This is a genomic window from Nocardiopsis suaedae (genome assembly GCF_027706745.1).
Classification (GTDB): domain Bacteria; phylum Actinomycetota; class Actinomycetes; order Streptosporangiales; family Streptosporangiaceae; genus Nocardiopsis_A; species Nocardiopsis_A suaedae.
Genome location: NZ_JAQFWP010000011.1, coordinates 78,827 through 103,770 on the forward strand (window position 1 = coordinate 78,827; position 24,944 = coordinate 103,770).

Below are 24,944 nucleotides of genomic sequence, written 5' to 3' on the forward strand. Positions count from 1 at the left end.
CCCATCCGCAAGCCGTTCCCGCCAGCCAGCTCCGTGAAAGGCCTCCGGTCACGCCGTGCGTGAGTACGCGCTCACTTTCGTCATCGCCCTGGCGGTCACCTATCTGCTGACCCCCTTCGTGCGCCGGGCGGCGATCGCGGTCGGGGCCGTGCCCCCGGTGCGCGACCGCGACGTGCACACCGAGCCGATCCCGCGGATGGGCGGCATCGCCGTCTACGGCGGGTTCGCCGCGGCGCTGCTGATCTCGGCGCAGCTGCCGCACCTGCAGGACGTCTTCCGCACCGACACGGCCAAGATCTGGGCCGGGCTGCTGCTCAGCGGCGGGCTGATCACGGTGATCGGGATCATCGACGACCGCTGGGGGATGGGGCCGGTCCCCAAGCTGGCCGGGCAGACCGCCGCCGCGGGGATCCTCGTCTCCCAGGGGGTGCAGCTGCTCTGGCTGCCGCTGCCCGGCATGCAGCTCTCCCTGGGCCCCTGGCTGGGGGCGGTGCTGTCGGTGCTGCTGGTGCTGGTCACCATCAACGCGGTCAACTTCGCCGACGGGCTGGACGGCCTGGCCGCGGGCATCGTCGCCATCTCGTCGCTGGCGTTCTTCGCCTACTACTACGTGGCCGCCGTGGACCGCGGCTTCGACCGCCAGTCCTACCCCGCGATGATCGCGATCATCCTGGTCGGGGTGTGCGTGGGGTTCCTGCTGCACAACTTCAACCCGGCCCGGGTGTTCATGGGCGACACCGGGTCGATGCTGCTGGGGCTGCTGCTGGCCTCCATCACCATCTCGGTGACCGGGCTGTTCCTGCCCGAGAGCCAGGCCGCCCCCGAGGCCGGGGGGCTGGGCGGCATCCACTCGCTGGCCGCGTTCCTGCCGGTGCTGCTGCCGCTGCTGGTGCTGGCGCTGCCGCTGGCCGACCTGGTGCTGGCGGTGGTGCGGCGCACCCTGGCGGGCAAGTCGCCGTTCGCCCCGGACAAGAAGCACCTGCACCACCGGCTGCTGGAGCTGGGGCACTCGCACAAGCGGGCCGTGCTGCTGATGTACCTGTGGGCGGCGATCATCGCCTTCGCCTCGGTGTCGCTGTCGGTCCTGGACTCGCCGTTCACCGTGCTGGCCGTGACCACATTGGTAGCCGCCTGCGCCGTGGGACTGATCACGCTGCCGCGGCTGCGCCGGCGCCGGGCCGCGGCCGCCGGCCGGCACTGACCCAACAGGGGCCGACGTGCGGTGATCGGTTCTGTGAACTCCTGGCACACCGGGCCTGGGGGCTGAGCCCGGGGGGCGGTGCGGAGCATCCGGGAGCAGCGCTTACTCTGGAGCAGTACCCCGGAACCGGACAACTCGGGCGACGGTAAGCTCGCGGTAAAGGTCCCAGGCGACGGGGTGCAGAAATCCTTGTGATAGCTTTCACGAGCAAGCACCCCACTGAACATCCCGGAGCTCCGCACATGCAGGAACACGACGCCCGGATCCTCCGCGGCGCCGCGATTCCCACGGCCGCCGCCGGTCTGATCGGCATGGCCGCCGCCGCGGCGGCGGCAGGCGTCCACGGACTCCTCGGCGCCCTGTACGGCACCCTCCTCGTCGTGGGCGCCTTCGTGGTGTCGGCCTGGGTCATCGCCCGCACGGGCGAGAAGAACCCGCAGCTCATGCTGCCGGTCGCATTCCTGGTCTACACCACCAAGGTCGGTGTTCTGGCGGTCGTCCTGGTGCTCTTCGGCGGGTCCACGGCCTTCGACCACACCGCCTTCGCCTTCACCGCGCTGGCCTGCGTCATCTGCTGGCTCGGCGGGCAGGCGTGGGCGAGCAGGCGGGTCAAGCAGCCGACCGTGGTCCCCGACGCCGAGTCCGAGGACGAACCGGCGGAGGCCGAGCAGGCCGAACCGGTCGAGGGGGGCCGGTGAGCCCCTTCCGGCAGGGGGATGTGCGAACGGTTATCACCTCCTGCTATCTTCCGGAGCGACGAGATGAACGAGCGTACAGACGCGGTCGGCGGCGAGGAGCCGCCTCGCGCGAACGCCGGCGCGGTCCTCTCGTATCTGCTGGGAGGCCTGGCCTTCTGGGGCCTCATCGGCTGGGGGGTGGATTCGGCCCTCGGGTTCGACTCACTGTTCCTGCCCATCGGCCTGCTGCTGGGACTGGTCGGGGGGATCTACCTGATCATCACCCAGTACGTCCGGTCCTGAACGTCCAGCCCGGTAGCCCGCGGCTCCCCGAGAGCAGCGCGGCAGGGCCCTATAAATCGAGGATTGAGTTGCGTCACGACGAAAGGGTTCGCCGTGAGTGCTGACGTTATGTACAGCGCCGCCTCCGAGGAGGGCTGCCACCTCTTCGACCCCGGCTGCAAGTTCGAAGCTCCCGGCACGGACCTCTTCTTCCCCACCCCTTGGCTGGACTTCGGTCTGCCCGCCACCTCCGGCATCACCAAGTACACACTGGTGCTGGTCGTCGCGCTGCTGATCTCCGCCGGGTTCTGGTACTTCACCACCCGCAACTCCAAGGTGGTGCCGAGCCGGGGCCAGAGCCTGGCCGAGCTGTTCGTCGGCTTCATCCGGGACCAGATCACCCGCACCACCATGGGCAAGGCGGGGGACAAGTTCATCCCCCTGCTGGTGACCCTCTTCCTGTTCATCTTCACGATGAACGTGATGGGGATCATCCCGGGACTGCAGCTGCCGGTGACCTCCAACCTGGCCTTCCCCGCGGTCCTGGCGATCTTCGTCTTCGTGCTGTGGAACGCCGTGGGCATCCGCAGGCACGGTGTCGGCGGCCACTTCAAGGCGCGGCTGGTCCCCGGCGGCGTCCCCGCGTGGATCCTGCCGGTCGTGGTGCCCATCGAGGCCCTCTCGAACTTCATCATCCGCCCGGCCACGCACATGATCCGGCTCTTCGCGACCATGTTCGCCGGGCACCTCCTGCTCGCGGTCTTCGCCGCCGGCGGCTGGTACATGTTCAACCTCTTCGGCGCCCCCAACATCGGGCTCGGCCTGCTCTCCACGGGCTTCTCGGCCATCGCGCTGATCGGGTTCCTGGTGTTCACCGCCTTCGAGCTCTTCATCATGGCCGTCCAGGCCTATGTGTTCGTCCTGCTGTCCTCCATTTACCTCGGTGAGGCCATGGAGGGTGCGCACTAGGACCGCTCCCCGGCGGCCCGCCCCGTGCGCGCGCTTTACGACCCCAGTCCGGTAATCAACGTCAGTTCGACGGCACGAAATGCCCGTCGGCGTGTCTGAGTAAAGAGGAATCAGAATGGAAATCACCGGTAGCCTCGCGACCATCGGTTACGGTCTCGCCGCCATCGGCCCCGGCATCGGCGTCGGCCTCATCTTCGGCATGGGCGTGCAGGCCATCGCCCGCCAGCCCGAGGCCCGCGGCATCCTGCAGGGCCAGATGATCTTCGGTTTCGCGGTCGTCGAGGCGCTGGCCATCCTCGGTTTCGTTCTCGCGTTCATCCAGTCGGGCCAGTAGTAGCCAGCTGACGAAACGCGACTACGAAGGAGATGCCAGCCATGATCGAATTGGCTGCGGAAGAGAACATCCTGCGCATCCACTGGGATGAGTTCGTCTTCGGCTCCATCGCCTTCCTCATCATCTTGGGCGTCGTCTACAAGATGTGGCCCAAGCTGACCTCGGCTCTGGACGAGCGTGCCAACCAGATCGAGGGTGGCATCGAGCGTGCGAAGAAGGCCGAGGCGGAGGCGGAGGAGATCCGCCAGCAGTACCGGGAGAAGCTCGACGAGGCGCACCGCCAGTACGCCGCGGAGCTGGAGAAGGCCAAGGAGCAGCGCGCCGCCATCATCGCGGAGGCGCGGGAGGAGGCCCAGGCCGAGTCCCGCCGCATCATCGAGGCGGCGCACCAGCAGATCGAGGCCGACCGGCAGCACGCGTTCGCCCAGCTGCGCACCGAGATCGGGACCCTGTCCACCGATCTGGCCTCGCGCATCGTGGGCGAGTCGCTGAACGACGACGGGCTGCAGTCCCGCGTCGTGGACCGGTTCCTGGAGGAGCTGGAGCAGGGCGCCGACAGCAGCGACCGGGCCGAGGTGCGCTGATGCGTGGGATCAGCCGCACCTCCCTGGAAGAGGTGACCCGGCGCCTGGACGCGATCCTCCCCTCCGCCAACGCCGCCACGCTGGGGCACGAGCTCTTCGAGGTCGTGTCCCTCTTCGAGGGCGAGCACTCGCTCCGGCGGATGCTGGCCGACCAGGCCGTCGACGCCGACGCCAAGTCGGGGCTGATCGGCGGGCTGCTGGAGTCCAAGGTGTCGCCGTCCACGGTGCTCGTGGTCGGCGACATCGTCCGGGCCAAGTGGTCCCGCCCGCGCGACCTGGTCGACGCCGCCGAGCGGATGGCGGTCTACGCGACCGCCGCCGGCGCCGAGGGCACCCGGCTCGACGAACTGGAGGACGAGCTCTTCCGGTTCGAGCGCATCGTCGCGGCCCAGCCGGAGCTGCGGGCCGCCCTCACCCGCGAGGGCGTGGCCGCCGAGCACAAGCGGAGCCTGGTCGAGAACCTGCTCTCGGGCAAGGTCAGCGCCCCCTCGCTGTCCCTGATCACCGAGTCGGTCACCCGCCCCCGCGGCCGTACCCTGGAACAGGGCCTGGAGTACTTCGGCCAGGTCGTCGCCGAGCGCGCGCAGCGGTTCATCGCCGTGGTGCGCACGGCGTCGCCGCTGAGCCAGGACCAGCAGGAACGGCTGCAAGCGGTGCTCACCCGCACCTACGGCCGGGAGATCCACCTGAACATCGAGGTCGTCCCCGAGCTCGTCGGAGGCCTGTCCATCCGGGTCGGCGACGAGGTGATCGACGGCAGCGTCGCCGGGCGGCTCGCGGAGGTCCGCCGCCGCCTGGCCGGCTGAAACGACGGATACACGCAACGCAAGACGCACGGCGCCGGGCAACGCGGCGCCATACGAGAGCAAGGACATACCTGAGATGGCGGAGCTGACGATCCGGCCGGAGGAAATCCGGAACGCGCTGCAGCGCTTCGTCCAGTCGTACGAGCCCGACGCCGCCGCGCGCGAGGAGGTCGGTACCGTCACCAGCGCAGGTGACGGGACCGCCCGCATCGGTGGCCTTCCCTCGGCGATGGCGAACGAGCTGCTCGAATTCGAGGACGGCACCCTGGGCCTGGCCCTGAACCTGGAGATCGGCGAGATCGGCGCCATCGTCCTGGGCGACTTCACCGGCATCGAGGAGGGCCAGACGGTGCGCCGCACCGGCCAGGTCCTGTCGGTGCCGGTGGGCGACGGCTTCCTGGGCCGCGTGGTCGACCCCATGGGGCGCCCCATCGACGGCCAGGGTGAGATCGCGACCACCGAGCGCCGTGAACTTGAGCTGCAGGCCCCCACCGTGATGCAGCGGCAGCCCGTGGGCGAGCCGATGCAGACCGGCATCAAGGCCATCGACTCGATGACCCCGGTCGGCCGCGGCCAGCGCCAGCTGGTCATCGGCGACCGGCAGACCGGCAAGACCGCGGTCTGCATCGACACCATCATCAACCAGAAGGCCAACTGGGAGTCCGGTGACCCGGACAAGCAGGTGCGCTGCATCTACGTCGCGGTGGGGCAGAAGGGCTCGACCATCGCCGGCGTGAAGGGCGCCCTGGAGGAGGCCGGGGCGATGGAGTACACCACCATCGTCGCCGCCCCCGCCTCCGACCCGGCCGGCTTCAAGTACATCGCCCCCTACACCGGCTCGGCCATCGGCCAGCACTGGATGTACGAGGGCAAGCACGTCCTGATCGTCTTCGACGACCTGACCAAGCAGGCCGAGGCCTACCGCGCCGTGTCCCTGCTGCTGCGCCGCCCGCCGGGCCGCGAGGCCTACCCGGGCGACGTGTTCTACCTGCACTCCCGCCTGCTGGAGCGGTGCGCCAAGCTCTCCGACGAGATGGGCGCGGGCTCGATGACCGGCCTGCCGATCATCGAGACCAAGGCCAACGACGTGTCGGCCTACATCCCGACCAACGTCATCTCGATCACCGACGGCCAGGTGTTCCTGGAGTCGGACCTGTTCAACCAGGGCCAGCGCCCCGCCATCAACGTCGGTGTGTCCGTCTCCCGTGTGGGCGGCTCCGCGCAGACCAAGGCGATGAAGAAGGTCAGCGGTTCGCTGCGGCTGGGCCTGGCCCAGTACCGCGAGCTGGAGGCCTTCGCCGCGTTCGGCTCGGACCTGGACGCCGTGTCCAAGCAGCAGCTGGAGCGCGGCCAGCGGCTCATGGAGCTGCTGCGCCAGGGCCAGTACGAGCCGCTGGCCATGGAGAAGGAGGTCGTCTCCATCTGGGCGGGCACCACCGGCCAGATCGACGACGTCCCGGTCGAGGACGTGCGCCGCTTCGAGGCGGACTTCCACGACTTCCTGGCCCGCGAGCACGCCGGGGTGCTGGACGCCATCCGCGAGAGCGGCAAGTTCGAGGACGAGACCGAGGCCGCGCTGAAGGAGGCGGTCACCGCCTTCAAGCAGACCTTCCAGACCTCCGCCGGATCGATCCTCGGCTCCGAGGAGGCCGAGGCGCTGGGCGAGGACGAGGTCGGCCAGGAGTCCGTCAAGGTCGCCAAGGGCTCCGGGAAGTAGCCGCATGGGAGCACAGCTTCGCATCTACCGCCGGAGGATCCGCGCCACCAAGTCGACGGCGAAGATCACCCAGGCGATGGAGCTGATCGCCACCACCCGCATCTCCAAGGCGCAGCGGGCGGTCGAGGCGGCACGCCCCTACGCCAAGGAGATCACCCGGGCGGTCTCCGCCGTCGCCAGCCGGGTCAGCGACCACGCCCTGCTCACCGAGTCCCCGGACCCGGTCCGGGCGGCGGTGCTGGTCGTCACCAGCGACAAGGGCCTGGCGGGCGCGTACTCGGCCAACGCCATCAAGGAGGCGGAGTCCCTCACCGCCCTGCTCTCCGAGCAGGGCAAGGAGGTCGTCACCTACATGGTGGGCCGCAAGGGAGTGGCCTACTACAGCTTCCGCGACCGGCCCCTGGAGCGGACGTGGGAGGGGATCACCGAGCGCCCCGCCTACGCGGACGCCAAGGAGATCGGTGAGGCCCTGATGGGCCGCTTCACCCAGGACTCCGCCGAGGGCGGCGTGGACGAGATCCACATCGTCTCCACCGAGTTCGTCTCGATGCTCACCCAGCAGGCGTCCGCCCGCCGGGCGCTGCCGCTGGAGCTGGAGGAGGCCGACGCCGAGGAGCTGGAGAAGCAGAACGGGGGCGCGCTCCCGCTGTACGAGTTCGAGCCCTCCGCCGAGGAGGCGCTCGACCAGCTCCTTCCGCAGTACGTGACGAACCGGATCTATTTCGCCCTCCTCGAGTCGGCGGCCTCGCAGTGGGCCTCGCGCCGCAACGCCATGAAGGCGGCGACCGACAACGCCGAGGAGCTTGTCAAGACCCTGACCCGCCAGGCCAACCAGGCCCGCCAGGCGGAGATCACGAACGAGATCAGCGAGATCGTCGGCGGTGCCGACGCCCTCGCCGCAGCCAGCGGGGAGTGAGTAAGGAAAGTGACTGCGACAGTTGAAGGGACCGCCGCCGAGGCGGGGCAGGCCACGGGGCGGATCGCCCGCGTCACCGGCCCGGTCGTCGACGTGGAGTTCCCCGTCGGCTCCCTGCCGGACATCTACAACGCCCTGAAGACCGACGTCACCGTCGGCGGCGAGGAGCGCACCGTGACCCTGGAGGTCGCCCAGCACCTGGGTGACAACCTGGTCCGCTGCGTCTCCCTGGCCCCGCAGGACGGCATGGTCCGCGGCGCCGAGGTGCGCGACACCGGCGAGCCGATCAGCGTGCCGGTGGGCGACGTCGTCAAGGGCCACGTGTTCAACACCCTGGGCGAGCCCCTGGACGTGCCGACCTCGGAGCTGAAGGTCTCCGAGCGCTGGCCCATCCACCGCAAGGCGCCCGACTTCGACCAGCTCGAGTCCAAGACCGAGATGATGGTCACCGGCATCAAGGTCATCGACCTGCTGACGCCCTACGTGCGCGGCGGCAAGATCGGCCTGTTCGGCGGCGCGGGTGTGGGCAAGACGGTGCTCATCCAGGAGATGATCACCCGTATCGCCCGCAACTTCGGCGGTGTGTCGGTGTTCGCCGGCGTCGGCGAGCGCACCCGTGAGGGCACCGACCTGTTCCTGGAGATGGACGAGATGGAGGTCCTCCAGGACACCGCGCTCGTCTTCGGCCAGATGGACGAGCCCCCGGGCACCCGTCTGCGGGTGGCCCTGTCGGCGCTGACCATGGCGGAGTACTTCCGCGATGTGCAGAAGCAGGACGTGCTGCTGTTCATCGACAACATCTTCCGCTTCACCCAGGCCGGCCAGGAGGTCTCCACCCTGCTGGGCCGCATGCCCTCGGCCGTGGGCTACCAGCCCAACCTGGCCGACGAGATGGGCCAGCTGCAGGAGCGCATCACCTCCACCCGCGGCCACTCGATCACCTCGATGCAGGCGATCTACGTGCCCGCGGACGACTACACCGACCCGGCGCCGGCGACCACGTTCGCCCACCTGGACGCGACGACCGAGCTCTCCCGCCCGATCTCGCAGAAGGGCATCTACCCGGCGGTGGACCCGCTGGCCTCCACCTCGCGCATCCTCGACCCGCAGTACGTGGGCCAGGAGCACTACGACGTGGCCCAGCGCGTCAAGGAGATCCTGCAGCGCAACAACGACCTGCAGGACCAGATCGCCATCCTCGGTATCGACGAGCTGTCCGAGGAGGACAAGATCATCGTCAACCGGGCGCGGCGCCTGGAGCGCTTCCTGTCGCAGAACATGTTCGTCGCCGAGAAGTTCACCGGCAACCCGGGCGTGTTCGTGCCGCTGGAGGAGACCATCGCCTCCTTCAAGGCCCTGTGCGACGGCGAGTACGACCACCTGCCCGAGCAGGCCTTCCTCGACGTCGGCAACATCGAGATGGCCGTCGAGAAGGCCAAGTCGCTGCAGGGCTAGACGCTGCAGGGCTGAGGCGCCCGTGGACGGGCGGGCTCCCCTGCGGGGAGCCCGCCCGGCGCGGATCCGCCCGCGGACGAAGGAGTTTGTGGCAGTGTCGAAGAAGCTTTTCGTCGAGATCGTCTCGCCCGAGCGCGAGCTGTGGGCGGGCGAGGGCGACATGGTGATCGCCAAGACGGTCGACGGCGAGTTCGGCGTGCAGCCCGGGCACACCCCGGTGCTGGCGCTGCTGGCCTCCGGGTCGGTGGTGCGGGTGCTGGGCGGCCGGGAGACCGGCGAGGTGCGGGCGGCGGTGCACGGTGGCTTCATGTCGGTCACCGATGACGACCGGATCTCCATCCTCGCCGAGGTCGCCGAGCTGGCCGAGGAGGTCGACGTCGAACGCGCCAAGCGGGCGCTCAGCGAGGTCGAGTCCGAGGGCGTGTCCGCCGAGGACACCGAGGCCCAGGACCGGGCCGCGCGGGCGCGCAGCCGCCTGGCCGCCGCCGGCGGGGACGCGGCCTAGGACGGAAGAGGCGGACGCGCAGTGGGGGAGCGGCTGACCGGGGTGCAGATCGCCGAGTGGTCCTTCCTCGTCCTGCTCGCCGCCGCGCTGGTCGGCGTCGCGGCGCTGGCCGTACGCCGCTACGCGCTGGAGCGGCGGGGCGGCGCCGTCGAATGCTATCTCCGCCCCTACGGGGGCGGCCCCTGGCGCATCGGGCTGGGCCGGTACGGGAGCTCCGCGCTCCACTGGTACCGGGTCCTGTCCCTCTGGCCGCGGCCGGCAGCGACGCTGCCGCGCCGCGGCCTCGTCATTGTGGGGCGGCGCGCCCCGGACGCGGGCGAGGACGCCGAGCTGACCGGTGACATGACCGTGGTGCAGCTCGGCTGGACCGGGCCCGACGGCGCCGACCCCGACACGCCCGGCTACGAGCTGGCGATGGGGGCCGGTGCGCTCACGGGTTTCCTGTCCTGGCTGGAATCCATGCCCCCGGGCCCCCATTGGGAGGGCTGAGGCCCGGTTAGGGTGAGGGCATGATCGTCGCATTCTCAGTGAGCCCGATGGGCGACGGGGAGTCGGTGGCCCCCGCGGTCGCCCGCGCCGTGCGGGTGGTCCGCGAGAGCGGGCTGCCCAACCGCACCGACGCCATGTTCACCACCGTCGAAGGCGAGTGGGACGAGGTCATGGACGTGCTCCGGCGGGCCGTGGAGGCCGCCGGGGAGGGCGCGTCCCGGGTGAGTCTGACCCTGAAGGCCGACATCCGGGACGGCGTCACCGACGGCCTCACGTCCAAGGTGGAGGCGGTCGAGCAGGAGCTCGCCCAGGGGGACTAGAGGCCCCTCAGCGTTCTCCGCCGGGCTTCCACAGCACCTCGCCGCCGTCGCGGCCCAGGTACCGGCAGAGCACGAACAGCAGGTCGGACAGGCGGTTGAGGTAGCGGGCGGTGAGCGGGTTGACCCCGCCGTCGCCGGTCCCGTGCTCCTCGGCCGCCGCCCAGGCCGACCGCTCGGCCCTGCGGGCCACCACGCGCGCCGTGTGCATCAGCGCGACGGCGGGGGCGCCGCCGGGCAGGATGAAGCTGCGCAGGGTCGGCAGCTCGGCGTTGTAGGCGTCGCAGGCCTCTTCGAGGCGGTCGATGTAGTCCTGCTCGACGCGGAGCGGGGGGAACTCCGGGTCCTCGGCCAGCGGGGCGGACAGGTCCGCCCCCAGGTCGAACAGCTCGTTCTGGACGCGCCCCAACAGGGCGCGCACGTCCTCGGGGACCTCCCCGAGCGCCAGCGCCGTGCCGATGGCCGCGTTGGCCTCCTCGACGTCGGCGTAGGCCGTGATGCGGGTGTCGGTCTTGCGGGCGCGGCTCATGTCGCCCAGGCGGGTCTGGCCGCCGTCGCCGCCGCGGGTGTAGATCTTCGAGAGCACGACCGGTTTGTCGGTGTCCTTCTTGGTCATGGGGCCACCCTAAGGGTGTCGCCTCGGGTAACCGTTCGGCAACGAGGGGTTATGGGCCCCGGGCGGCGCTGATACTGTGTGAAACACGCAACGCACGGAGCGTAGTCGGTCGGTGCCGAGGGGGACACCGTCGACCGGGTGAGAACCGGGGGCCATCCGGTAGAGGCCGCGCCGGCACGGAGGGGACGTGCCCGGGAGGGGCGGCCGGAGCGGTTCGGGCGGGCGGTGCGGGTCGGGGGGCCCACCGCCCGTCCGGATCCGCCGCAGAGCCGGAGACGGCCCCACCCGCCCGTCGGCTCCGTGCCGCGGACGCGGCGGAGCCCGCCGGGGCGTACCCGGCGGGCTCCTCAGCGCGTCAGCGCCTCACCGCGTCACCGCGTCACCGCAACCACAGGTCGCCCAGCCGCTCCGGCGGGCCCTGGGCCGACAGCGAGCGCACCTTGCCGTTCACCGGCAGGGTGGACTCGGAGAACGTCTCCACCGAGTGCGCCAGCCCGCCGGACAGGATGTCGACCGACTCCCAGCTGATGTTGTCCAGGTCGTCCTCGGGGGTGTGGTAGTTCGGGTCGAAGGTGATCCCGGGCGTACCGCCCCACTTCTGGGCCTGCTCCTCGGTCTTGATGGCGTCGCCGCCGCTGAACAGCCCGCCGACCGGGACCCCGGCGCTCATGAAGGGGTAGTGGTCCGAGCGCGAGCCCAGCACCGTGGGGTCGGTGTCCAGGTTCTGCCCGGCGAAGTAGTCCTCGAAGGTCTTCTGGATCGCGCCCGAGCCCGACGGGGCCGGGTCGGACTCCGGCAGCTCGCCGCGGCCGTCGTAGACCAGCAGCCCGTAGTTGGGCGAGCCGAGCATGTCGAAGTTCAGGTAGAGCCCGATCCGGTCGAGCTTCTTGGGCGACAGCCCCTCCACGTACTTCGTGGACCCGATCAGGCCCTGCTCCTCGGTGCCCCACCAGGCGAAGCGGACCTTGTTCTTGGGCTTGTCGTCCAGCTCCGGGTACTGGAGCGCGGTCTCCAGCAGCGAGGCCGAGCCGCTGGCGTTGTCGTTCATGCCCGAGCCCTCGGGCACGCTGTCCAGGTGCGCCCCGGCGACCACCACGTTGTCCTTCGCCCCGCCCTTGGCGTCGGCGATGATGTTGTAGGAGGTCTCGGTGACCACGCTGGCGTCCACGAGGACCCGCAGCTCCAGGCCCTCGGTGGCGACCAGCTCCTCGCCCACGGCCAGGCTGGTGCTCAGCGCCGGGATCTCGCTCTCCTCGCCCAGCGTGCCGTAGAACAGCTCGGTGGTGGCCGGGTCGCTCGGGTCGCTGCCGGAGTTGAACACCACCGCGGCCGAGGCGCCGGCGTCGGCGGCGTTCTGCGTCTTCTGCGCGAAGCTGCACGCGCCGCGCCGGATGACCGCGACCGCGCCCTCGGGGAAGCCGTCGAACTGTCCGGCCTCACAGCCGCTGTTGGACGCGTCCGGCGCCACGGGCACGCCCGGGGCGGTCACGTCCCCGGCCGCCGAGAACGTCATCGGAGCGTACTCCTCGTCCTCGGTGTAGGTGTAGGAGTCGGGCGCGGTGCGCGTGAACTCCGCGTCCGAGTGCTGCCGCCAGAGCGAGTACTCGTACTCGTTCTTCTTGGGCTTGTACCCGGCCTGCTTCAACTGGTCGATGACGTAGTCCGCGGCCACGTCGTAGCCGGGCGTGCTGGTGGCCCGGTTGCCGCCGTTGTAGTCGGCGATCGTCTGGAGGTTCTCCATGTGGCCGCGGATCGCGTCCGTGGTCACCAGCTGGTCCAGGGACGCCGGAGAGGCCGCGGCGGGGGAGGCCGGGGCCAGGCCGAGGGCGACGACGGCGGCCAGGCCGGCGCCTCCGGCGGCCGCGCGGCGGAGCGCCGAGGCGCGGCGGGGGGAAGGGGATGTAGGGATTCTGCGCACGGAACGTCCTCCTGTTGGGCCCGCCCACGGGGAGCGCGGGTCGGGCGCGAACGGTGCGAGGTACGGTGCAGCCTGTCACCGGCATGGTGCAGGGAGCAAGAAATCGGACGGCCTGTTGCCACATTCAGCCAGAGGGGTTACGGATGTGCCCCGGGGTGTGCTGTGATGGTCGCTTTCGTCTAACCCGGTGGGGGGTCGGCGGGTCGGCTAGCCCAGCAGCCCCGCGCGCATCGCCCGGGTGACCGCCGCGGTCCGGTCGGACACCTCCAGCTTGGCGTAGATGCGCACCAGGTGGGTCTTGACCGTGGTGGCGCCGATGAACAGCCGCGCCCCGATCTCGGCGTTGGTCAGCCCGTCGGCGGCCAGTCGCAGCACCTGAACCTCCCGTTCGGACAGCGCCGGTGCCTCGGCCCGCGCCCGCATCCCCGACACCAGCCGGGTGGCCACCGACGGCGACAGCGCCGTCTCCCCGCGCGCGGCCGCCCGCACCGCCGCCGCCAGCTCCGTACGCGGCGCGTCCTTGAGCAGGTAGCCGGTGGCCCCGGCCTCCACCGCGCGCAGGATGTCGGCGTCGGTGTCGTAGGTGGTCAGGATGAGCACCCGCACCCCCGGCGCCTCGCGCCGCAGCCGCCCGGTCGCCTCGGCTCCGTCCCCGCCCGGCATGCGCAGGTCCATCAGCACCACGTCGGCGGCGACCGCGGCGGCCACCGCCACCGCCTCGGCGCCCGAGGCGGCCTCCCCGGCCACCTCGATGTCCTCCTCGGCCGCCAGCATCCCCCGGATGCCCTCGCGGACCACCGGGTGGTCGTCGGCCAGCACCACGCGGATCATGCGCCCTCCTCTGTTCCCTGCGGTGTTCCCACCGGCCCCTCCGGGTGCGGGATCTCCAACCGGACCTCGGTTCCGCCGCCCGGGGCGGTCTCCAGGGCGAAGCGCCCGCCCGCCGCCTCGGCCCGGCGGCCCATCCCCGCCAGCCCGAAGCCGCTCCGCGGCGCCCCCGGGTCGAAGCCGCGCCCGTCGTCGCCGACGGTGACCCGGTAGGCCCCCGGTAGGTACTCCAGCACCACGGTGATGCGGGACGCCCCGGCGTGGCGGCGGGCGTTGGCCAGCGCCTCCTGCGCGCCGCGCAACAGGTCCACCTGTGATCCGGCGGGCAGGTGCGCCGGGGCTTGGCCGCGCACCGTGAACACGGTGTGGGCCCCGGCCTCCTCCCCGGTGCGCTCGGCGGTGCGGCGCAGCGCCTCCTCCAGCTCCAGGGCGGCCCCGCCCGCCAGGCCCCCGGCCACCAGCGCCCGCGCCTCGGCCAGGTTCTCCCGCCCGGTCTCCTTGATCAGCTCCAGGTGGCGCCGGGCCGCCCCGGGGTCGCGGTCCATCTCCGACTCCACGGCCTCCGCCAGGGCCACGACGCTGGTGAAGCCCTGGGCGAGGGTGTCGTGGATGTCGCGGGCGATGCGCTCGCGCTCGGCCAGCGCGCCCGCCCGCGCGGACAGCGCCGCCGCCTGCTCCCGGCTGCGCTCCAGCTCCTCGATGAGCATCTTCCGTTCGGCGCTCTGCCCGATGATCCGGCCGATCCACCCGCCGAACCACAGCGAGAACAGCAGGATGACGGTGAGCACCGGCAGTTCGACCACCAGCCCGGCGGCCGCCGACGGGTCCAGCGCGGCGCGCAGCAGCGCCGGGCCGAAGAGGAGGGCGGCCACGGCGGCCCCGGCGGGAGCCCCCGGGGCGGTCATGAACACCAGCGGCGCCAGCGCGAACATGGCGGTGGCCACCGAGGGGACCGCGGTCGCGGCGGGAAGGTACAGCGCGGCGTATCCGGCCAGCGCCGGGGCCGCCCGCCACCTTTGGAACGGCCCCCGGCGCAGCACCCGCCGCCCGTACACCAGGTAGAAGGCGGCCAGGGCGGCCAGCGCCCCGGCGGCGGTCCACCGGGCGGCGGCGCCCTCGCCCGAGACGGCCCCCAGGAACGCCATCAGCCCCAGAACGGCCACCACGAAGGCGTCCCAGTAGGGCGTGGCGACCCAGTCCTCCGGCACGTCGGGCAGCCGCGGCGGCCTCAGCCGTCGCGGGCGCCCTTCCAGCGGAACGTCAGCAGACACAGCACCGATCCTCCTGCACACCATGCGGCCAGTACGAGGGCGACCGTCCCCAGCGCCCACGACCCGCCCGCCTCCGCGGCCGCCGCAGACTCCGGGAGGAACACCGACCGCAGCCCTTGGGCCATCCACCTCAGCGGGAACGCCGCGCCGACGTTCAGCAGCCACGGCGGCAGCGCCTGGACGGGGACGAACACCCCGGAGGCGAACTGCAGCAGCAGGAAGGGGAGCGCGACGACCGCCTGGGCCGCGCGCGCCGTGCGGGCGGCGGAGCTGACGGCGATGCCGAGCAGCGTGCAGGCGGCCGTCCCCAGCAGCAGGATCCAGGCCAGGTCCAGCCACCGGCGCGGATCGGCCGGCAGGTCCATCCCGAAGCCCGCCGCCCCGGTTCCGACGAGCAGCGCCGTCTGCAGCACGGCCAGCGCCAGCACCATGCCCGCCTTGCCCGCGAAGTAGGCGGCCGCGGGCAGCGGCATCCCCCGCAGCCGCCGCAGGGTGCCGTCGCCCCGCTCGGCGGCGATGGCGGTGCCCAGGTTCTGGAAGCTGACCGCCATCAGCCCCATGGCGGTCAGCGTGGGCACATAGTAGGCGGCGGCCCCGGCGGAACCGCCCGCGAACCCCTGGCCGAAGACGGAGGTGAACAGCAGGAGCAGCAGGAACGGCAGGGCGAAGGTGAAGACCACCTGCAGCCCCTCCCGGAAGTACTCCCGCAGCTCCAGGACGGCCCGTGAGGCGCCCAGCCGCAGCACGGTCACGCGGCGGCCCCCTCGTGCTCCCCGCCGATCAGCGACAGGTAGACCTCCTCCAGCGTGGGCCGGTGCACCGACAGCTCCGGCACCTCGCCCCCGAACCGCGCCGCCAGGTCCGCGACGGTCCGCGTCGGCTCGTCCGTGGCGACCCGGCGGGGCGCGCCGCCCTCGGTCCAGGACACGGTGGCCCGCGCGGTGCGGCGCCCGCCCAGCGTGGCCGCGTCCCCGCGGGCGGCCACGCGCCCGGCGCGCAGCACCACCACCTCGTCGGCCAGCGCCTCGGCCTCCTCCAGGTAGTGGGTGGTGAGCAGCACCGAGGTGCCGCCGTCGGCGAGGGAGCGCACCATCGCCCAGAAGCGGCGGCGGGAGGCCGGGTCGAACCCGGTGGTCGGCTCGTCCAGGAACAGCAGCTCGGGGCGGCCGACCAGGCCCACGGCCACGTCCAGCCGCCGCCGCTGGCCGCCGGAGAGCGCGCGGGCGCCCGAGCGGGCCCGGTCGGACAGGCCGACGAGCTCCAGCGCCTCGTCCGGGTGCAGGGGGTCGGGGAAGTACCCGGCGAAGTGCCGGAGCAGGTCCCGCACCGGCAGCGGCGAGGGCTCCACCGGCTCCTGCCAGACGATCCCGATGCGCGCCCGCCAGGCCCGCCCGGCGCGGGCCGGGTCGGCGCCCAGCACCCGCACGTGCCCCGCGTCGGGGGTGCGGAAGCCCTCCAGGATCTCCACGGTGGTGCTCTTCCCGGCGCCGTTGGGGCCGAGCAGGGCGGTGATCCGCCCCCGCCCCGCCTCCAGGTCGACGCCGTCGACGGCGGGGGCGCCCCCGTAGGCCTTGCGCAGCCCCCGCACGTCGATCACGGGTCCATCGGTCTCGGTCATGGTCCGATCCTCCGGCGCGGGGCGCCGTTCCGGTATCGGTGCGGTGGACGGCGGGGGGTCGTCCGTTCGGAGGACCCCGCGCCGCGGGGCGGGGTGGGCCCGGGGCCTACCATCGTCCCCGTCGGCCACACCCGAACAGCGGAGGCACACATGGCGGCGACCCCCGACTCCGATGTCGACCCCCTCTACCGGGACATCCTGCGCCGCAACCCCGGGCAGGAGGAGTTCCACCAGGCGGTGCGCGAGGTCCTGGACACCCTCGGCCCGGTGCTGGCGCGGCGGCCCGAGTTCGCCGAGGCCGCGCTGGTGGAGCGGATCGCCGAGCCGGAGCGGCAGCTCATCTTCCGGGTGCCCTGGACCGACGACGCGGGCCGGGTGCACATCGCCCGCGGCTTCCGGGTGGAGTTCAACAGCGCGCTCGGCCCCTACAAGGGCGGCCTGCGCTTCCACCCGTCGGTGGACCTGGGCACCGTCAAGTTCCTCGGGTTCGAGCAGATCTTCAAGAACGCGCTCACCGGGATGGCCATCGGCGGCGGCAAGGGCGGCAGCGACTTCGACCCCAAGGGCCGCTCGGACGCCGAGGTCATGCGGTTCTGCCAGTCCTTCATGACCGAGCTCTACCGCCACCTGGGCGAGCACACCGACGTGCCCGCGGGCGACATCGGCGTCGGCGGCCGCGAGATCGGCTACCTGTTCGGCCAGTACCGGCGGATCACCAACCGCCACGAGGCGGGCGTGCTCACCGGCAAGGGCACCGGCTGGGGCGGCTCCCAGGCCCGTACCGAGGCCACCGGGTACGGCTGCGTGCTGTTCACCAAGGAGATGCTGCGCATGCGCGGCCGGGACCTGGAGGGCATGCGGGTGGCGGTCTCCGGGTCGGGCAACGTGGCGGTGTACGCCGCGCAGAAGGCCCAGCAGCTCGGCGCCACGGTGGTCACCGTCTCCGACTCCGGCGGGTACGTGGTGGACGACAAGGGCATCGACGTCGACCTGCTCAAGCAGGTCAAGGAGGTCGAGCGGGGCCGGGTCGCCGACTACGCCGAGCGGCGCGGCGGCGAGGCCCGCCACGTTCCCGGCGGCCGCGTCTGGGAGGTGCCGTGCGACGTGGCGCTGCCGTGCGCCACGCAGAACGAGCTGACCGCCGACGACGCGCGCACCCTGGTCGCCAACGGGGTGCAGGCCGTGGCCGAGGGCGCCAACATGCCGACCACCCCGGAGGGCGTCGCGGTCTTCCAGGAGGCGGGGGTGGCGTTCGGCCCGGGCAAGGCCGCCAACGCCGGCGGGGTGGCCACCAGCGCCCTGGAGATGCAGCAGAACGCCTCCCGGGACGCGTGGTCCTTCGCCCGCACGGAGGAGCGGCTGACCGCGGTGATGCGCTCGATCCACGACGCCTGCCACTCCACCGCCGAGCGCTACGGCCGCCCCGGCGACTACGTGGCCGGGGCCAACATCGCCGGTTTCGAGCGGGTCGCCGAGGCGATGCTGGCCCAGGGCGTCATCTGACCCGCTCCCCGGTGCCCACCGCCCGCCTCAGGTCGGCGACCTCGGACCGCAGCGCGCGGAGTTCGGCGAGCAGGGCCTCCTGGCCCTCCCGGGAGCCCTGCTCGCGCTCCTCGCGCCGCGCCCTGCCGCCGCCCTGCTCCAGGGCCTCGACCGCGACGGCGATGAACAGGTTCAGCGCGATGAAGGTCGAGACCAGGATGTAGGCGACGAAGAACACCCAGGCCAGCGGCTCGTCCTCCATCACCTCGCGGGCGATGGAGCTCCAGGAGTCGCCGGTCATGATCTGGAAGAGGGTGAACAGCGAGGTCCACAGGTCGCCGAAGTGGTCGGGGGCCTGCTCCTGGAACAGCTTGGTGCCCATCACCGCGGACACGTACAGCAGCAGCACCAGCAGCAGCGAGATGGACGCCATCCCGGGAAGCGCCCGGAACAGTCCGGTCACCACCATCCGCAGGGACGGGATGACCGACAGCAGGCGCAGCACCCGGAGCACGCGCAGCACCCGCAGGACCGAGAACGGGCCGGTGGCCGGCAGCAGCGCGATACCGATGATGACCAGGTCGAACCAGTTCCACGGGTCGGACAGGAAGCGCCGCCCGTGCGCGTACCAGCGCAGGGCGATCTCGGTGACGAAGACCCACACCAGCATGCGGTCGAGCGTGTGCAGCAGGGGGCCGTGGGCCCCGACGACCGCGGGAGAGGTCTCCAGGCCGAGTATCCCGGCGTTGACGAGGATGAGGACGATGACGGCGCGCTGGAACAGCGGCGCGTCGACCAGGGCGAGGACGTGGGGGCGCACGGGGGGTGGGGCTCCCGGGTCGGTCGGGTCAGAACAGCCGCGGCGTGTCCGGCTCGATGCCGCGCAGCGCGTCGTAGTCGAGGGTGAGGCACCCGATGCCGCGGTCGGTCGCCAGCACCCGCGCCTGCGGCTTGATCTCCTGGGCGGCGAACACCCCGCGCACCGGCTTGAGCGCCGGGTCCCGGTTGAGCAGCTCCAGGTAGCGGGTGAGCTGCTCGACGCCGTCGATGTCGCCGCGCCGCTTCAGCTCCACGGCCACGGTGCCGCCGTCGCCGTCCCGGCACAGGATGTCCACGGGGCCGATGGCGGTGGGGAACTCCCGCCGGATCAGCGTGTACCCCTCGCCGAGGGTGGTGATGTGCTCGGCGAGCAGCTCCTGCAGGTGCGCCTCGACGCCGTCCTTCTGCAGGCCCGGGTCGGGGCCGAGCTCGTGGGTGCTGTCGTGCAGCACCTCCTCGATGCGCAGCACCAGCTTCTCGCCGGACTTGCCGTGGGTGACCGTCCACTCGGCGGTGCCGTCCTCGGCGGCCCCCTCGCGCACCGTGCACGGCGGGTTCATCCAGTTCAGCGGTTTGAAGGCGCGGTCGTCGGCATGGACCGAGACCGAGCCGTCGGCCTTGAACAGCACGAGCCGCGGGGCCATGGGCAGGTGGGCGGTGAGGCGGCCGACGTAGTCGACGCTGCAGCGGGCGATCACGAGTCTCACGGCCCCCGATCCTAGCGGCGCAGCGGAGCCCGATTCCCCGGAACCTTCCCGGAACCGGTGGCGCCGAACGGTAATGATAACTATTTTCATATAGCGGCCGGGACAGCCTTCTGTGGCCCCCGGGCCCCGTGACGCGCCGTGGCACGGGGCTTACCGTCGCAACGACCGCCCGACGAGAAGATGGGACACCCATGTCGCTGACGGTTCCTCCCGAACTGCTGGACGAGGCCGAACGGGGCGAGGTCTCCGACGCCGACTTCATCGCCTGCATCCGCGAATCGCTGCCGTACGCCTGGTCCCTGGTGAGCGGCCTGGCCGAGCGCGCCGGGGCCGACGCCGACGGCACCGGCTTCGCCGCCAACGAGACCCCGCCGCCCAGCGAGGCCGAGCGCGGCCAGCTCCTGCGCATGGTGGCCAGCGACGCCATGCGCGCCGCCGTCGAGCGCCACTTCGGCATGCGGCTGGCCTTCCAGAACTGCCACCGCCTCGCCCTGTTCCCGCCCGGCACCGACGACGCCTACGCGGCGTTCACCACCCCCCGGGCCCAGCTCCTCAACCAGTCGCCCGAGCTCGTCGACTGCTGATCCGGCCCCGACACGGGCGCGGCGGCGCCGCTCAGGCGCCGCCGCGCACCAGCGGCAGCACCTCCTCGCCCAGCCGGGCGATGTTCTCCAGCACCGCCGCCTCCTCGCCCGCGCCCTCCACCAGCAGCATCAGCGCGTCCGCGCCGGTCTCCTCCGCCCGCCCGCGCAGCACGGCGGCGCAGTCCTCCGCCGAGCCCACCGCGTGCGCGTCGCACAGGAACCGCGCATAGGCGTCCGGATCCCGCTGCGGCCGCGGCCGCCCGTCCACCGGCACGTAGCCCTCCAGCCCCGGGCCCAGCCACCGCGGCAGCGCCTCCAGCAGCACCTTGCGCGCCTGCCCGCGCGAGTCCGCCACATGCGCCACCGCCGCCGCCACGTGCCCGCCCACCGGGCCGCCCCCGGCCTCCGCGCGCAGCTCCCCGTAGCGCCCCAGCATCGCCGCCTGGGCGGCCCCGTCCTGGTGCAGGCCGAGCATCACCGGCAGCCCCGCCCCCGCGGCCAGCGCCAGCGTCGGCTCCGACGTCGCCGCCACCACCACCTCCGGGTGCGGCAGCGTCCGCGGCCCCGGCACCACCTCCACCTCGCGGAACCCGAACACCGCCCCGTCGGCGCGCATCGGCCCACCGCGCAGCGCCTCCAGCAGCACCTCCAGCGACTCGCCGAACCCCCGCTCGTACCGCTCCAGCCCGGTGCCGAACACCTCCAGATCCACCCACGGGCCGCCGCGCCCCACCCCCAGCCGGAACCGCCCCCCGGACACCTGGTCCAGCAGGTTGGCCTGCTCGGCCAGGGCCACCGGGTGGGCGGTGCTCAGCACGCTCACCGCGGTGCCCACCCGCACCCGGCGGGTGCGGCCCAGCACGAAGGCGGCCATCGCCACCGCCGACGGGCACACCCCGTAGGACATGAAGTGGTGCTCGGCGAACCACACGTCGTCGAACCCGGCCCGCTCGGCGGCCTCGGCCGCCCGCGCCGCCGCCTCCAGGGTGGTGGTGTGGTCCCGGCCGGGGAACCCGGCCGCGGGAAGGAAGGCTCCGATGCGCATGGGGCCATTGTGCTGCGCCGCCCGGCGCCGCGGGGGCGGAACCGGGCCACCGGGGGGAGACCGTCTAGGGTTGGCCCCATGGTGCAGGAATTCAACAAGGTCGGAGTGGTCGGGCTCGGCACGATGGGCGCGGGGATCGCCGAGGTCTTCGCCCGGGCCGGCTTCTCCGTCACCGGAGTCGAGATCGACACGGACGCCGTCGAGCGCGGCCGCGGACACATCGCCGCATCCCTCGGGCGCGCCCGCGACAAGGGCAAGATCACCCAGGAGGAGCACGACACGATCCTCGCGCGGATCGCGCTGACGACCGACCGCGAGGACCTGGGCGACGCCGACTTCGTCGTCGAGGCCGTCCCCGAACGGCCCGACATCAAGCGCGACGTCTTCACCGACCTGGACCGGATCTGCCCGCCCGGCACGATCCTGGCCACCAACACCTCCTCGCTGTCGGTCACCGAGATCGCCGCGCTCACCGACCGCCCCGGCCTGGTCGTCGGCCTCCACTTCTTCAATCCCGCCCCGGTGATGAAGCTGGTCGAGGTGGTCTCCACCCCCTCCACCGACCCCGGCACCGCCGCCGTGGCCGAGGAGGTCGCCAAGCGCATCGGCAAGACCCCGGTCAGCGTGGGCGACCGCGCCGGGTTCGTCGCCAACGCCCTGCTGGTGCCCTACATCAACGACGCCGTCTCCCTCTACGGGCGCCGCCTGGCCTCCCGCGAGGAGATCGACGCCGCCGCCTCCGAGGGCGCCGGGCTGCCCATGGGGCCGCTCACCCTCGCCGACCTGGTCGGCCTGGACGTGTGCCTGGCCGTCATGGACGTGCTCTGGGAGGAGTTCCGCACCCCCCGGTACGCGGCCGCGCCGCTGCTGCGCCGCATGGTCACCGCCGGGATGCTCGGCCGCAAGAGCGGCCGCGGCTTCTACCCCTACGGCGGGGAGGCCCCGGCCGCCGAGGACGCCCCCTCCGGCCCCATCGCGCAGGCCGTCCGCGACGGCTCGCTCGGGTTCGGCCTGGCCGACCTGCTGCTGGCCCCGCACATGGACGACGCGCTGCGGATGGTCGGCGACGGCTACGCCACCGCGGTGGACGTCGACACCGCCATGCGGTTCGGCTGCGGCTATCCCAAGGGCCCGGTCGAGCTGGCCGAGGAGCGCGGCGGCGCCGAGGTGGCGCGCGTCCTGCGCGCCGTCGCCGACGCCGGCCTCGCCCCCTGCACACCCTCCCCGCTCACGGCCAAGGCGGCGCGGGAGAACGCGTAGAACGGCAGCACCCCGGGGCCCCTGGACGCTCCAGGGGCCCCTACCCTTGAAGGGTGAGCCCGCGCCGAAACACACCCCGCCGCCGAGGGGCGCCCGCCCGCGACGCCGACCCCGACGCCCTGATGCTGCGCGTCACCGGGGGCCAACGGCGGGAGACCGGACCCGACGGCGAGTGGGTGCTGCGGCAGATCAGCGGCGCCGCGGCCGCCAAGACCTACCGCTGCCCCGGGTGCCACCAGGACATCCGGCCGGGCACGCCGCACGTGGTGGCCTGGCGCCCCTACGGCGACGGCGAGGACCGCCGGCACTGGCACTCCTCCTGCTGGCAGCGGCGCGCGCACCTGCGCTGAGAGGAACCCATGGAGATCCGCGCCACCACGGTGCTCCCCGCCGAGCGCCGCCCCATCACCCTGCACACCGCCGACGGCCTGGAGCTCGTCGGCGAGCTGGCGCTGCCCGGGGGCGGCGCCGCCCCCGCCGCCACCCTGGTGTGCCTGCACCCGCTGCCCACCGCCGAGGGCATGATGGACAGCCACGTGCTGCGCAAGGCCGCCTTCCGGCTGCCGGCGCTGGCCGACACCGCGGTGCTGCGGTTCAACACCCGCGGCACCTCCTCGCGGCACGGCACCAGCCAGGGCTCCTTCGGCGACGGCGAGGCCGAGCGCTACGACGTGGCCGCCGCCATCGAGTACGCCGAGTTCGAGGGGCTGCCCCGGCCGTGGCTGCTGGGCTGGTCCTTCGGCACCGAGCTGGCCCTGAAGTGGGGGCGCGACCCGGAGGTGGAGGGCGCCGTGCTGCTGTCGCCGCCGCTGCACCGGGCCACCGACGCCGACCTGGACGCCTGGGCGGAGTTCGGGCGTCCGCTGACCGCGCTGGTCCCCGAGTTCGACGACTACCTGCGCCCCGACGAGGCGCGGCGCCGCTTCGCCCGGGTGCCGCAGGCCGAGGTGGTCGGCGTCCCGGGCGCCAAGCACCTGTGGGTCGGTGAACCCTCGGTCCGCACCGTCCTGGACGCGGTCGTCCAGCGCGTGGCCCCCAAGGCCCACCCGCTGCCGACCGAGTGGGACGGCCCCGCGACCAAGGACACCGGGCTGTAAACGCGCGAAGGCCCGGCCCCCGCGGGGGCCGGGCCTTCGCGCGTGCTCAGGGCCGGTGCGCTACTCCTGCCACCAGTCCTCGTCCTCCTCGCCGGAGGAGGCGTTGACCGCCTCCTTCTTCTTGGCCTCGCCGTTGGCGGCGGCCTTCCCGTTGGAGGAGGCCTTCTGCTCCAGGGCGGGGGCCTCCGCCGCGGCCGGGGCCGCGGGGGCGGCCGGGGCCGGGGCGTCGCCGCCGCCGAGCAGCTGGCGCAGCTGCTGCAGGTGCGACTGGATGCTGTCGCGCTGCTTGGTCAGCTCGTCGACCTGCTGGCGGGCGGCGGTCAGAACGCGGTCCGCCTCCGACTTGGCGTCGCTGACCAGGTGGTCGGCCTTGGAACGGGCCTCCTGGCCGATCTGCTCGGCCTGCTTCTTGGCGTTGCCGACGACCTGCTTGGCGTGCTGCTCGGCCTCCTTGCGGGTCTGCTCGGCCTGGCTGCTGGCCTTGGTGGCGCGCTGGTCGGCGCTGGCGGCCCGCTCCTCGGCCTCGGCCACCAGCTTCTGGGTGGCGGCCTGGGCGGCGGCGAGCCGCTCGGAGTCCTGCCGCTCGGCCTCCTCGCGGCGGCCGGCCAGCTGGATCTCGAACTCCGACTCCTCCTGGGCGCGCCGGGCCTCGCTCTCCTCCATGTTCCGCTGCGCCTGCGCGCGCAGCTCCTCGGCCTGGCGCTTGGCGGCCTGGATGGTCTCGTCGCGCTCGCGCTTCATGGCCGCGCGGGCCTGGGTGCACTCGCGCTCGGTGGTCATCCGGATCTTGGAGATCTCGGCCTCGTGGGTGGCCTGGCGCTCCGCCATCTCGTGCTCGACCTGCGAGATCTTCTTCTGGACCTCGCGCTCGGTGGTGGCGGTGAGCTCATCGGCCTGGCGCCGCGCGGTGGTGCGGACCTCCTCGGCCTCGTTCTCGGCGGAGGTGCGCATCTCGTCCGCCTCGCGCTGGGCGGTGGTGCGCAGCTCGGTGGCCTCGTTCTCGGCGGCCGCGCGCATGTCGGCGGCCTCGATCTTGGCCTCGGCGCGGATGTCGTCGGCCTCGGCGCGCGCGCCCTGCACGAGCTCGGCGGCCTGCTCCTCGGCCAGACGGAGGAGCTGCTCGATGCGCGCGCCCAGACCCGCGTAGGTCGGGCGCTCCTGCTCCTGGAGCTGGCGCTTGACCTCGGTGAGCTCGTTGCGCGCGCCCTCGGCGTCCTCGCGCGCCTGGGTCAGGTCGGTGTGCTTCTGGGTGATGTACTCCTGGACCTGCTGCCGGTCATAGCCGCGCAGGACCACGTCGAACTCGGTCGACTGGGTGCCTTCATCGAAGAAGTTGGTGAGCTGGGCTTCAATATCGGACGACATGTGGCGGAATCCTGAACGGTGACGAGACGGCAAGCGGACGGACGGGTGGCGAGTCGCCCTCCGCGCACGCCCTCCAGGGGAG

Annotated in this window: 28 protein-coding genes; 18 read left to right on the top strand and 10 right to left on the bottom strand. The window is 72.6% G+C overall.

Annotation, left to right across the window (positions count from 1 at the left end):
* The first annotated feature begins 55 nt into the window (after positions 1 to 55).
* The 13 genes from O4U47_RS08180 (at position 56) to O4U47_RS08240 (ending at position 10,255) form a co-directional block, all read left to right on the top strand.
* Positions 56 to 1,201 carry a glycosyltransferase family 4 protein gene (locus O4U47_RS08180; protein ID WP_270677032.1) on the top strand — a complete coding sequence of 382 codons (1,146 nt, stop codon included), beginning with the start codon at positions 56 to 58 and terminating at the stop codon, positions 1,199 to 1,201.
* Positions 1,202 to 1,443: 242 nt separating this feature from the next.
* Positions 1,444 to 1,899, top strand: a complete 456-nt coding sequence (locus tag O4U47_RS08185; protein WP_270677033.1) for a hypothetical protein — start codon at positions 1,444 to 1,446, stop codon at positions 1,897 to 1,899.
* A 63-nt stretch (positions 1,900 to 1,962) separates the two neighbouring features.
* Positions 1,963 to 2,181, top strand: coding sequence for a hypothetical protein (locus O4U47_RS08190; RefSeq protein ID WP_270677034.1), 219 nt, complete (start codon positions 1,963 to 1,965; stop codon positions 2,179 to 2,181).
* 108 nt (positions 2,182 to 2,289) lie between these two features.
* On the top strand, positions 2,290 to 3,129 hold the full coding sequence (atpB, locus tag O4U47_RS08195; protein WP_270677101.1) for a F0F1 ATP synthase subunit A: 840 nt from the start codon (positions 2,290 to 2,292) through the stop codon (positions 3,127 to 3,129).
* Between the two features lie 115 nt (positions 3,130 to 3,244).
* Positions 3,245 to 3,463, top strand: a complete 219-nt coding sequence (gene atpE, locus O4U47_RS08200) for an ATP synthase F0 subunit C (RefSeq protein ID WP_270677035.1) — start codon at positions 3,245 to 3,247, stop codon at positions 3,461 to 3,463.
* A 41-nt stretch (positions 3,464 to 3,504) separates the two neighbouring features.
* On the top strand, positions 3,505 to 4,047 hold the full coding sequence (locus O4U47_RS08205) for a F0F1 ATP synthase subunit B (RefSeq protein WP_270677036.1): 543 nt from the start codon (positions 3,505 to 3,507) through the stop codon (positions 4,045 to 4,047).
* On the top strand, positions 4,047 to 4,853 hold the full coding sequence (locus O4U47_RS08210; RefSeq protein ID WP_270677037.1) for a F0F1 ATP synthase subunit delta: 807 nt from the start codon (positions 4,047 to 4,049) through the stop codon (positions 4,851 to 4,853). Before O4U47_RS08205 ends, O4U47_RS08210 begins: the two co-directional genes overlap by 1 nt.
* Before the next feature lie 76 nt (positions 4,854 to 4,929).
* On the top strand, positions 4,930 to 6,570 hold the full coding sequence (atpA, locus tag O4U47_RS08215) for a F0F1 ATP synthase subunit alpha (protein ID WP_270677039.1): 1,641 nt from the start codon (positions 4,930 to 4,932) through the stop codon (positions 6,568 to 6,570).
* Positions 6,571 to 6,574: 4 nt separating this feature from the next.
* Positions 6,575 to 7,486: a F0F1 ATP synthase subunit gamma gene (locus tag O4U47_RS08220; RefSeq protein ID WP_270677041.1), complete on the top strand. Its 912-nt coding sequence runs from the start codon at positions 6,575 to 6,577 to the stop codon at positions 7,484 to 7,486.
* A gap of 9 nt (positions 7,487 to 7,495) precedes the next feature.
* Complete coding sequence (gene atpD / locus O4U47_RS08225) at positions 7,496 to 8,941, top strand: F0F1 ATP synthase subunit beta (protein WP_270677042.1); 1,446 nt, start codon at positions 7,496 to 7,498, stop codon at positions 8,939 to 8,941.
* Positions 8,942 to 9,035: 94 nt separating this feature from the next.
* Positions 9,036 to 9,446, top strand: a complete 411-nt coding sequence (locus O4U47_RS08230) for a F0F1 ATP synthase subunit epsilon (protein ID WP_270677043.1) — start codon at positions 9,036 to 9,038, stop codon at positions 9,444 to 9,446.
* A 21-nt stretch (positions 9,447 to 9,467) separates the two neighbouring features.
* A complete protein-coding gene (locus tag O4U47_RS08235; RefSeq protein ID WP_270677044.1) occupies positions 9,468 to 9,935 on the top strand; it encodes a DUF2550 domain-containing protein in 468 nt (155 codons plus the stop codon).
* Between the two features lie 20 nt (positions 9,936 to 9,955).
* Entirely contained in the window at positions 9,956 to 10,255 is a 300-nt protein-coding gene (locus O4U47_RS08240) for an MTH1187 family thiamine-binding protein (protein ID WP_270677045.1), read from the top strand.
* 7 nt (positions 10,256 to 10,262) lie between these two features.
* Here O4U47_RS08240 and O4U47_RS08245 read toward each other — a convergent pair whose 3' ends face one another.
* The 6 genes from O4U47_RS08245 to O4U47_RS08270 form a co-directional block, all read right to left on the bottom strand.
* Positions 10,263 to 10,868, bottom strand: coding sequence for a cob(I)yrinic acid a,c-diamide adenosyltransferase (locus tag O4U47_RS08245; RefSeq protein ID WP_270677046.1), 606 nt, complete (start codon positions 10,866 to 10,868; stop codon positions 10,263 to 10,265).
* A gap of 379 nt (positions 10,869 to 11,247) precedes the next feature.
* Positions 11,248 to 12,786 (bottom strand): M28 family peptidase, encoded by a 1,539-nt coding sequence (locus tag O4U47_RS08250; RefSeq protein ID WP_270677047.1) that lies wholly within the window; start codon positions 12,784 to 12,786, stop codon positions 11,248 to 11,250.
* Between the two features lie 207 nt (positions 12,787 to 12,993).
* The gene (locus tag O4U47_RS08255; protein ID WP_270677048.1) at positions 12,994 to 13,617 is read right to left on the bottom strand and encodes a response regulator transcription factor; all 624 of its coding nucleotides are present in this window, start codon (positions 13,615 to 13,617) and stop codon (positions 12,994 to 12,996) included.
* Positions 13,614 to 14,885, bottom strand: a complete 1,272-nt coding sequence (locus tag O4U47_RS08260) for a sensor histidine kinase (RefSeq protein ID WP_270677050.1) — start codon at positions 14,883 to 14,885, stop codon at positions 13,614 to 13,616. The genes O4U47_RS08255 and O4U47_RS08260 overlap by 4 nt, the downstream gene beginning before the upstream one ends.
* A complete protein-coding gene (locus tag O4U47_RS08265; RefSeq protein WP_270677051.1) occupies positions 14,843 to 15,637 on the bottom strand; it encodes an ABC transporter permease in 795 nt (264 codons plus the stop codon). Before O4U47_RS08265 ends, O4U47_RS08260 begins: the two co-directional genes overlap by 43 nt.
* Complete coding sequence (locus O4U47_RS08270; RefSeq protein WP_270677052.1) at positions 15,634 to 16,503, bottom strand: ABC transporter ATP-binding protein; 870 nt, start codon at positions 16,501 to 16,503, stop codon at positions 15,634 to 15,636. The genes O4U47_RS08265 and O4U47_RS08270 overlap by 4 nt, the downstream gene beginning before the upstream one ends.
* A 150-nt stretch (positions 16,504 to 16,653) precedes the next feature.
* Here O4U47_RS08270 and gdhA point away from each other — a divergent pair, with 150 nt between their 5' ends.
* Positions 16,654 to 18,006 (top strand): NADP-specific glutamate dehydrogenase, encoded by a 1,353-nt coding sequence (gene gdhA, locus O4U47_RS08275; RefSeq protein WP_270677053.1) that lies wholly within the window; start codon positions 16,654 to 16,656, stop codon positions 18,004 to 18,006.
* Here the strand turns inward: gdhA and O4U47_RS08280 are convergent.
* Together O4U47_RS08280 and nucS are read right to left on the bottom strand one after the other, a co-directional pair.
* On the bottom strand, positions 17,999 to 18,805 hold the full coding sequence (locus O4U47_RS08280; protein WP_270677054.1) for an ion transporter: 807 nt from the start codon (positions 18,803 to 18,805) through the stop codon (positions 17,999 to 18,001). The genes gdhA and O4U47_RS08280 overlap by 8 nt on opposite strands.
* Positions 18,806 to 18,833: 28 nt before the next feature.
* Positions 18,834 to 19,511 (bottom strand): endonuclease NucS, encoded by a 678-nt coding sequence (gene nucS, locus O4U47_RS08285; protein WP_270677055.1) that lies wholly within the window; start codon positions 19,509 to 19,511, stop codon positions 18,834 to 18,836.
* 191 nt (positions 19,512 to 19,702) lie between these two features.
* Between nucS and O4U47_RS08290 the strand changes: the two genes are divergently transcribed.
* Complete coding sequence (locus O4U47_RS08290) at positions 19,703 to 20,095, top strand: SCO5389 family protein (RefSeq protein ID WP_270677057.1); 393 nt, start codon at positions 19,703 to 19,705, stop codon at positions 20,093 to 20,095.
* Between the two features lie 31 nt (positions 20,096 to 20,126).
* Here the strand turns inward: O4U47_RS08290 and O4U47_RS08295 are convergent, their stop codons facing one another.
* Entirely contained in the window at positions 20,127 to 21,140 is a 1,014-nt protein-coding gene (locus O4U47_RS08295; protein ID WP_270677058.1) for an LLM class flavin-dependent oxidoreductase, read from the bottom strand.
* 78 nt (positions 21,141 to 21,218) lie between these two features.
* On the opposite strand from O4U47_RS08295, the gene O4U47_RS08300 reads away from it, so the two are divergent.
* The 3 genes from O4U47_RS08300 to O4U47_RS08310 are packed head-to-tail and all read left to right on the top strand — an operon-like array spanning position 21,219 to position 23,497.
* On the top strand, positions 21,219 to 22,400 hold the full coding sequence (locus tag O4U47_RS08300) for a 3-hydroxyacyl-CoA dehydrogenase (RefSeq protein WP_270677059.1): 1,182 nt from the start codon (positions 21,219 to 21,221) through the stop codon (positions 22,398 to 22,400).
* A gap of 53 nt (positions 22,401 to 22,453) precedes the next feature.
* Entirely contained in the window at positions 22,454 to 22,750 is a 297-nt protein-coding gene (locus O4U47_RS08305) for an ATP/GTP-binding protein (RefSeq protein ID WP_270677060.1), read from the top strand.
* Between the two features lie 9 nt (positions 22,751 to 22,759).
* Complete coding sequence (locus O4U47_RS08310; protein WP_270677061.1) at positions 22,760 to 23,497, top strand: alpha/beta hydrolase; 738 nt, start codon at positions 22,760 to 22,762, stop codon at positions 23,495 to 23,497.
* 60 nt (positions 23,498 to 23,557) lie between these two features.
* Here O4U47_RS08310 and O4U47_RS08315 read toward each other — a convergent pair whose 3' ends face one another.
* Positions 23,558 to 24,862 carry a DivIVA domain-containing protein gene (locus O4U47_RS08315; protein ID WP_270677062.1) on the bottom strand — a complete coding sequence of 435 codons (1,305 nt, stop codon included), beginning with the start codon at positions 24,860 to 24,862 and terminating at the stop codon, positions 23,558 to 23,560.
* Positions 24,863 to 24,944: the final 82 nt, after the last annotated feature.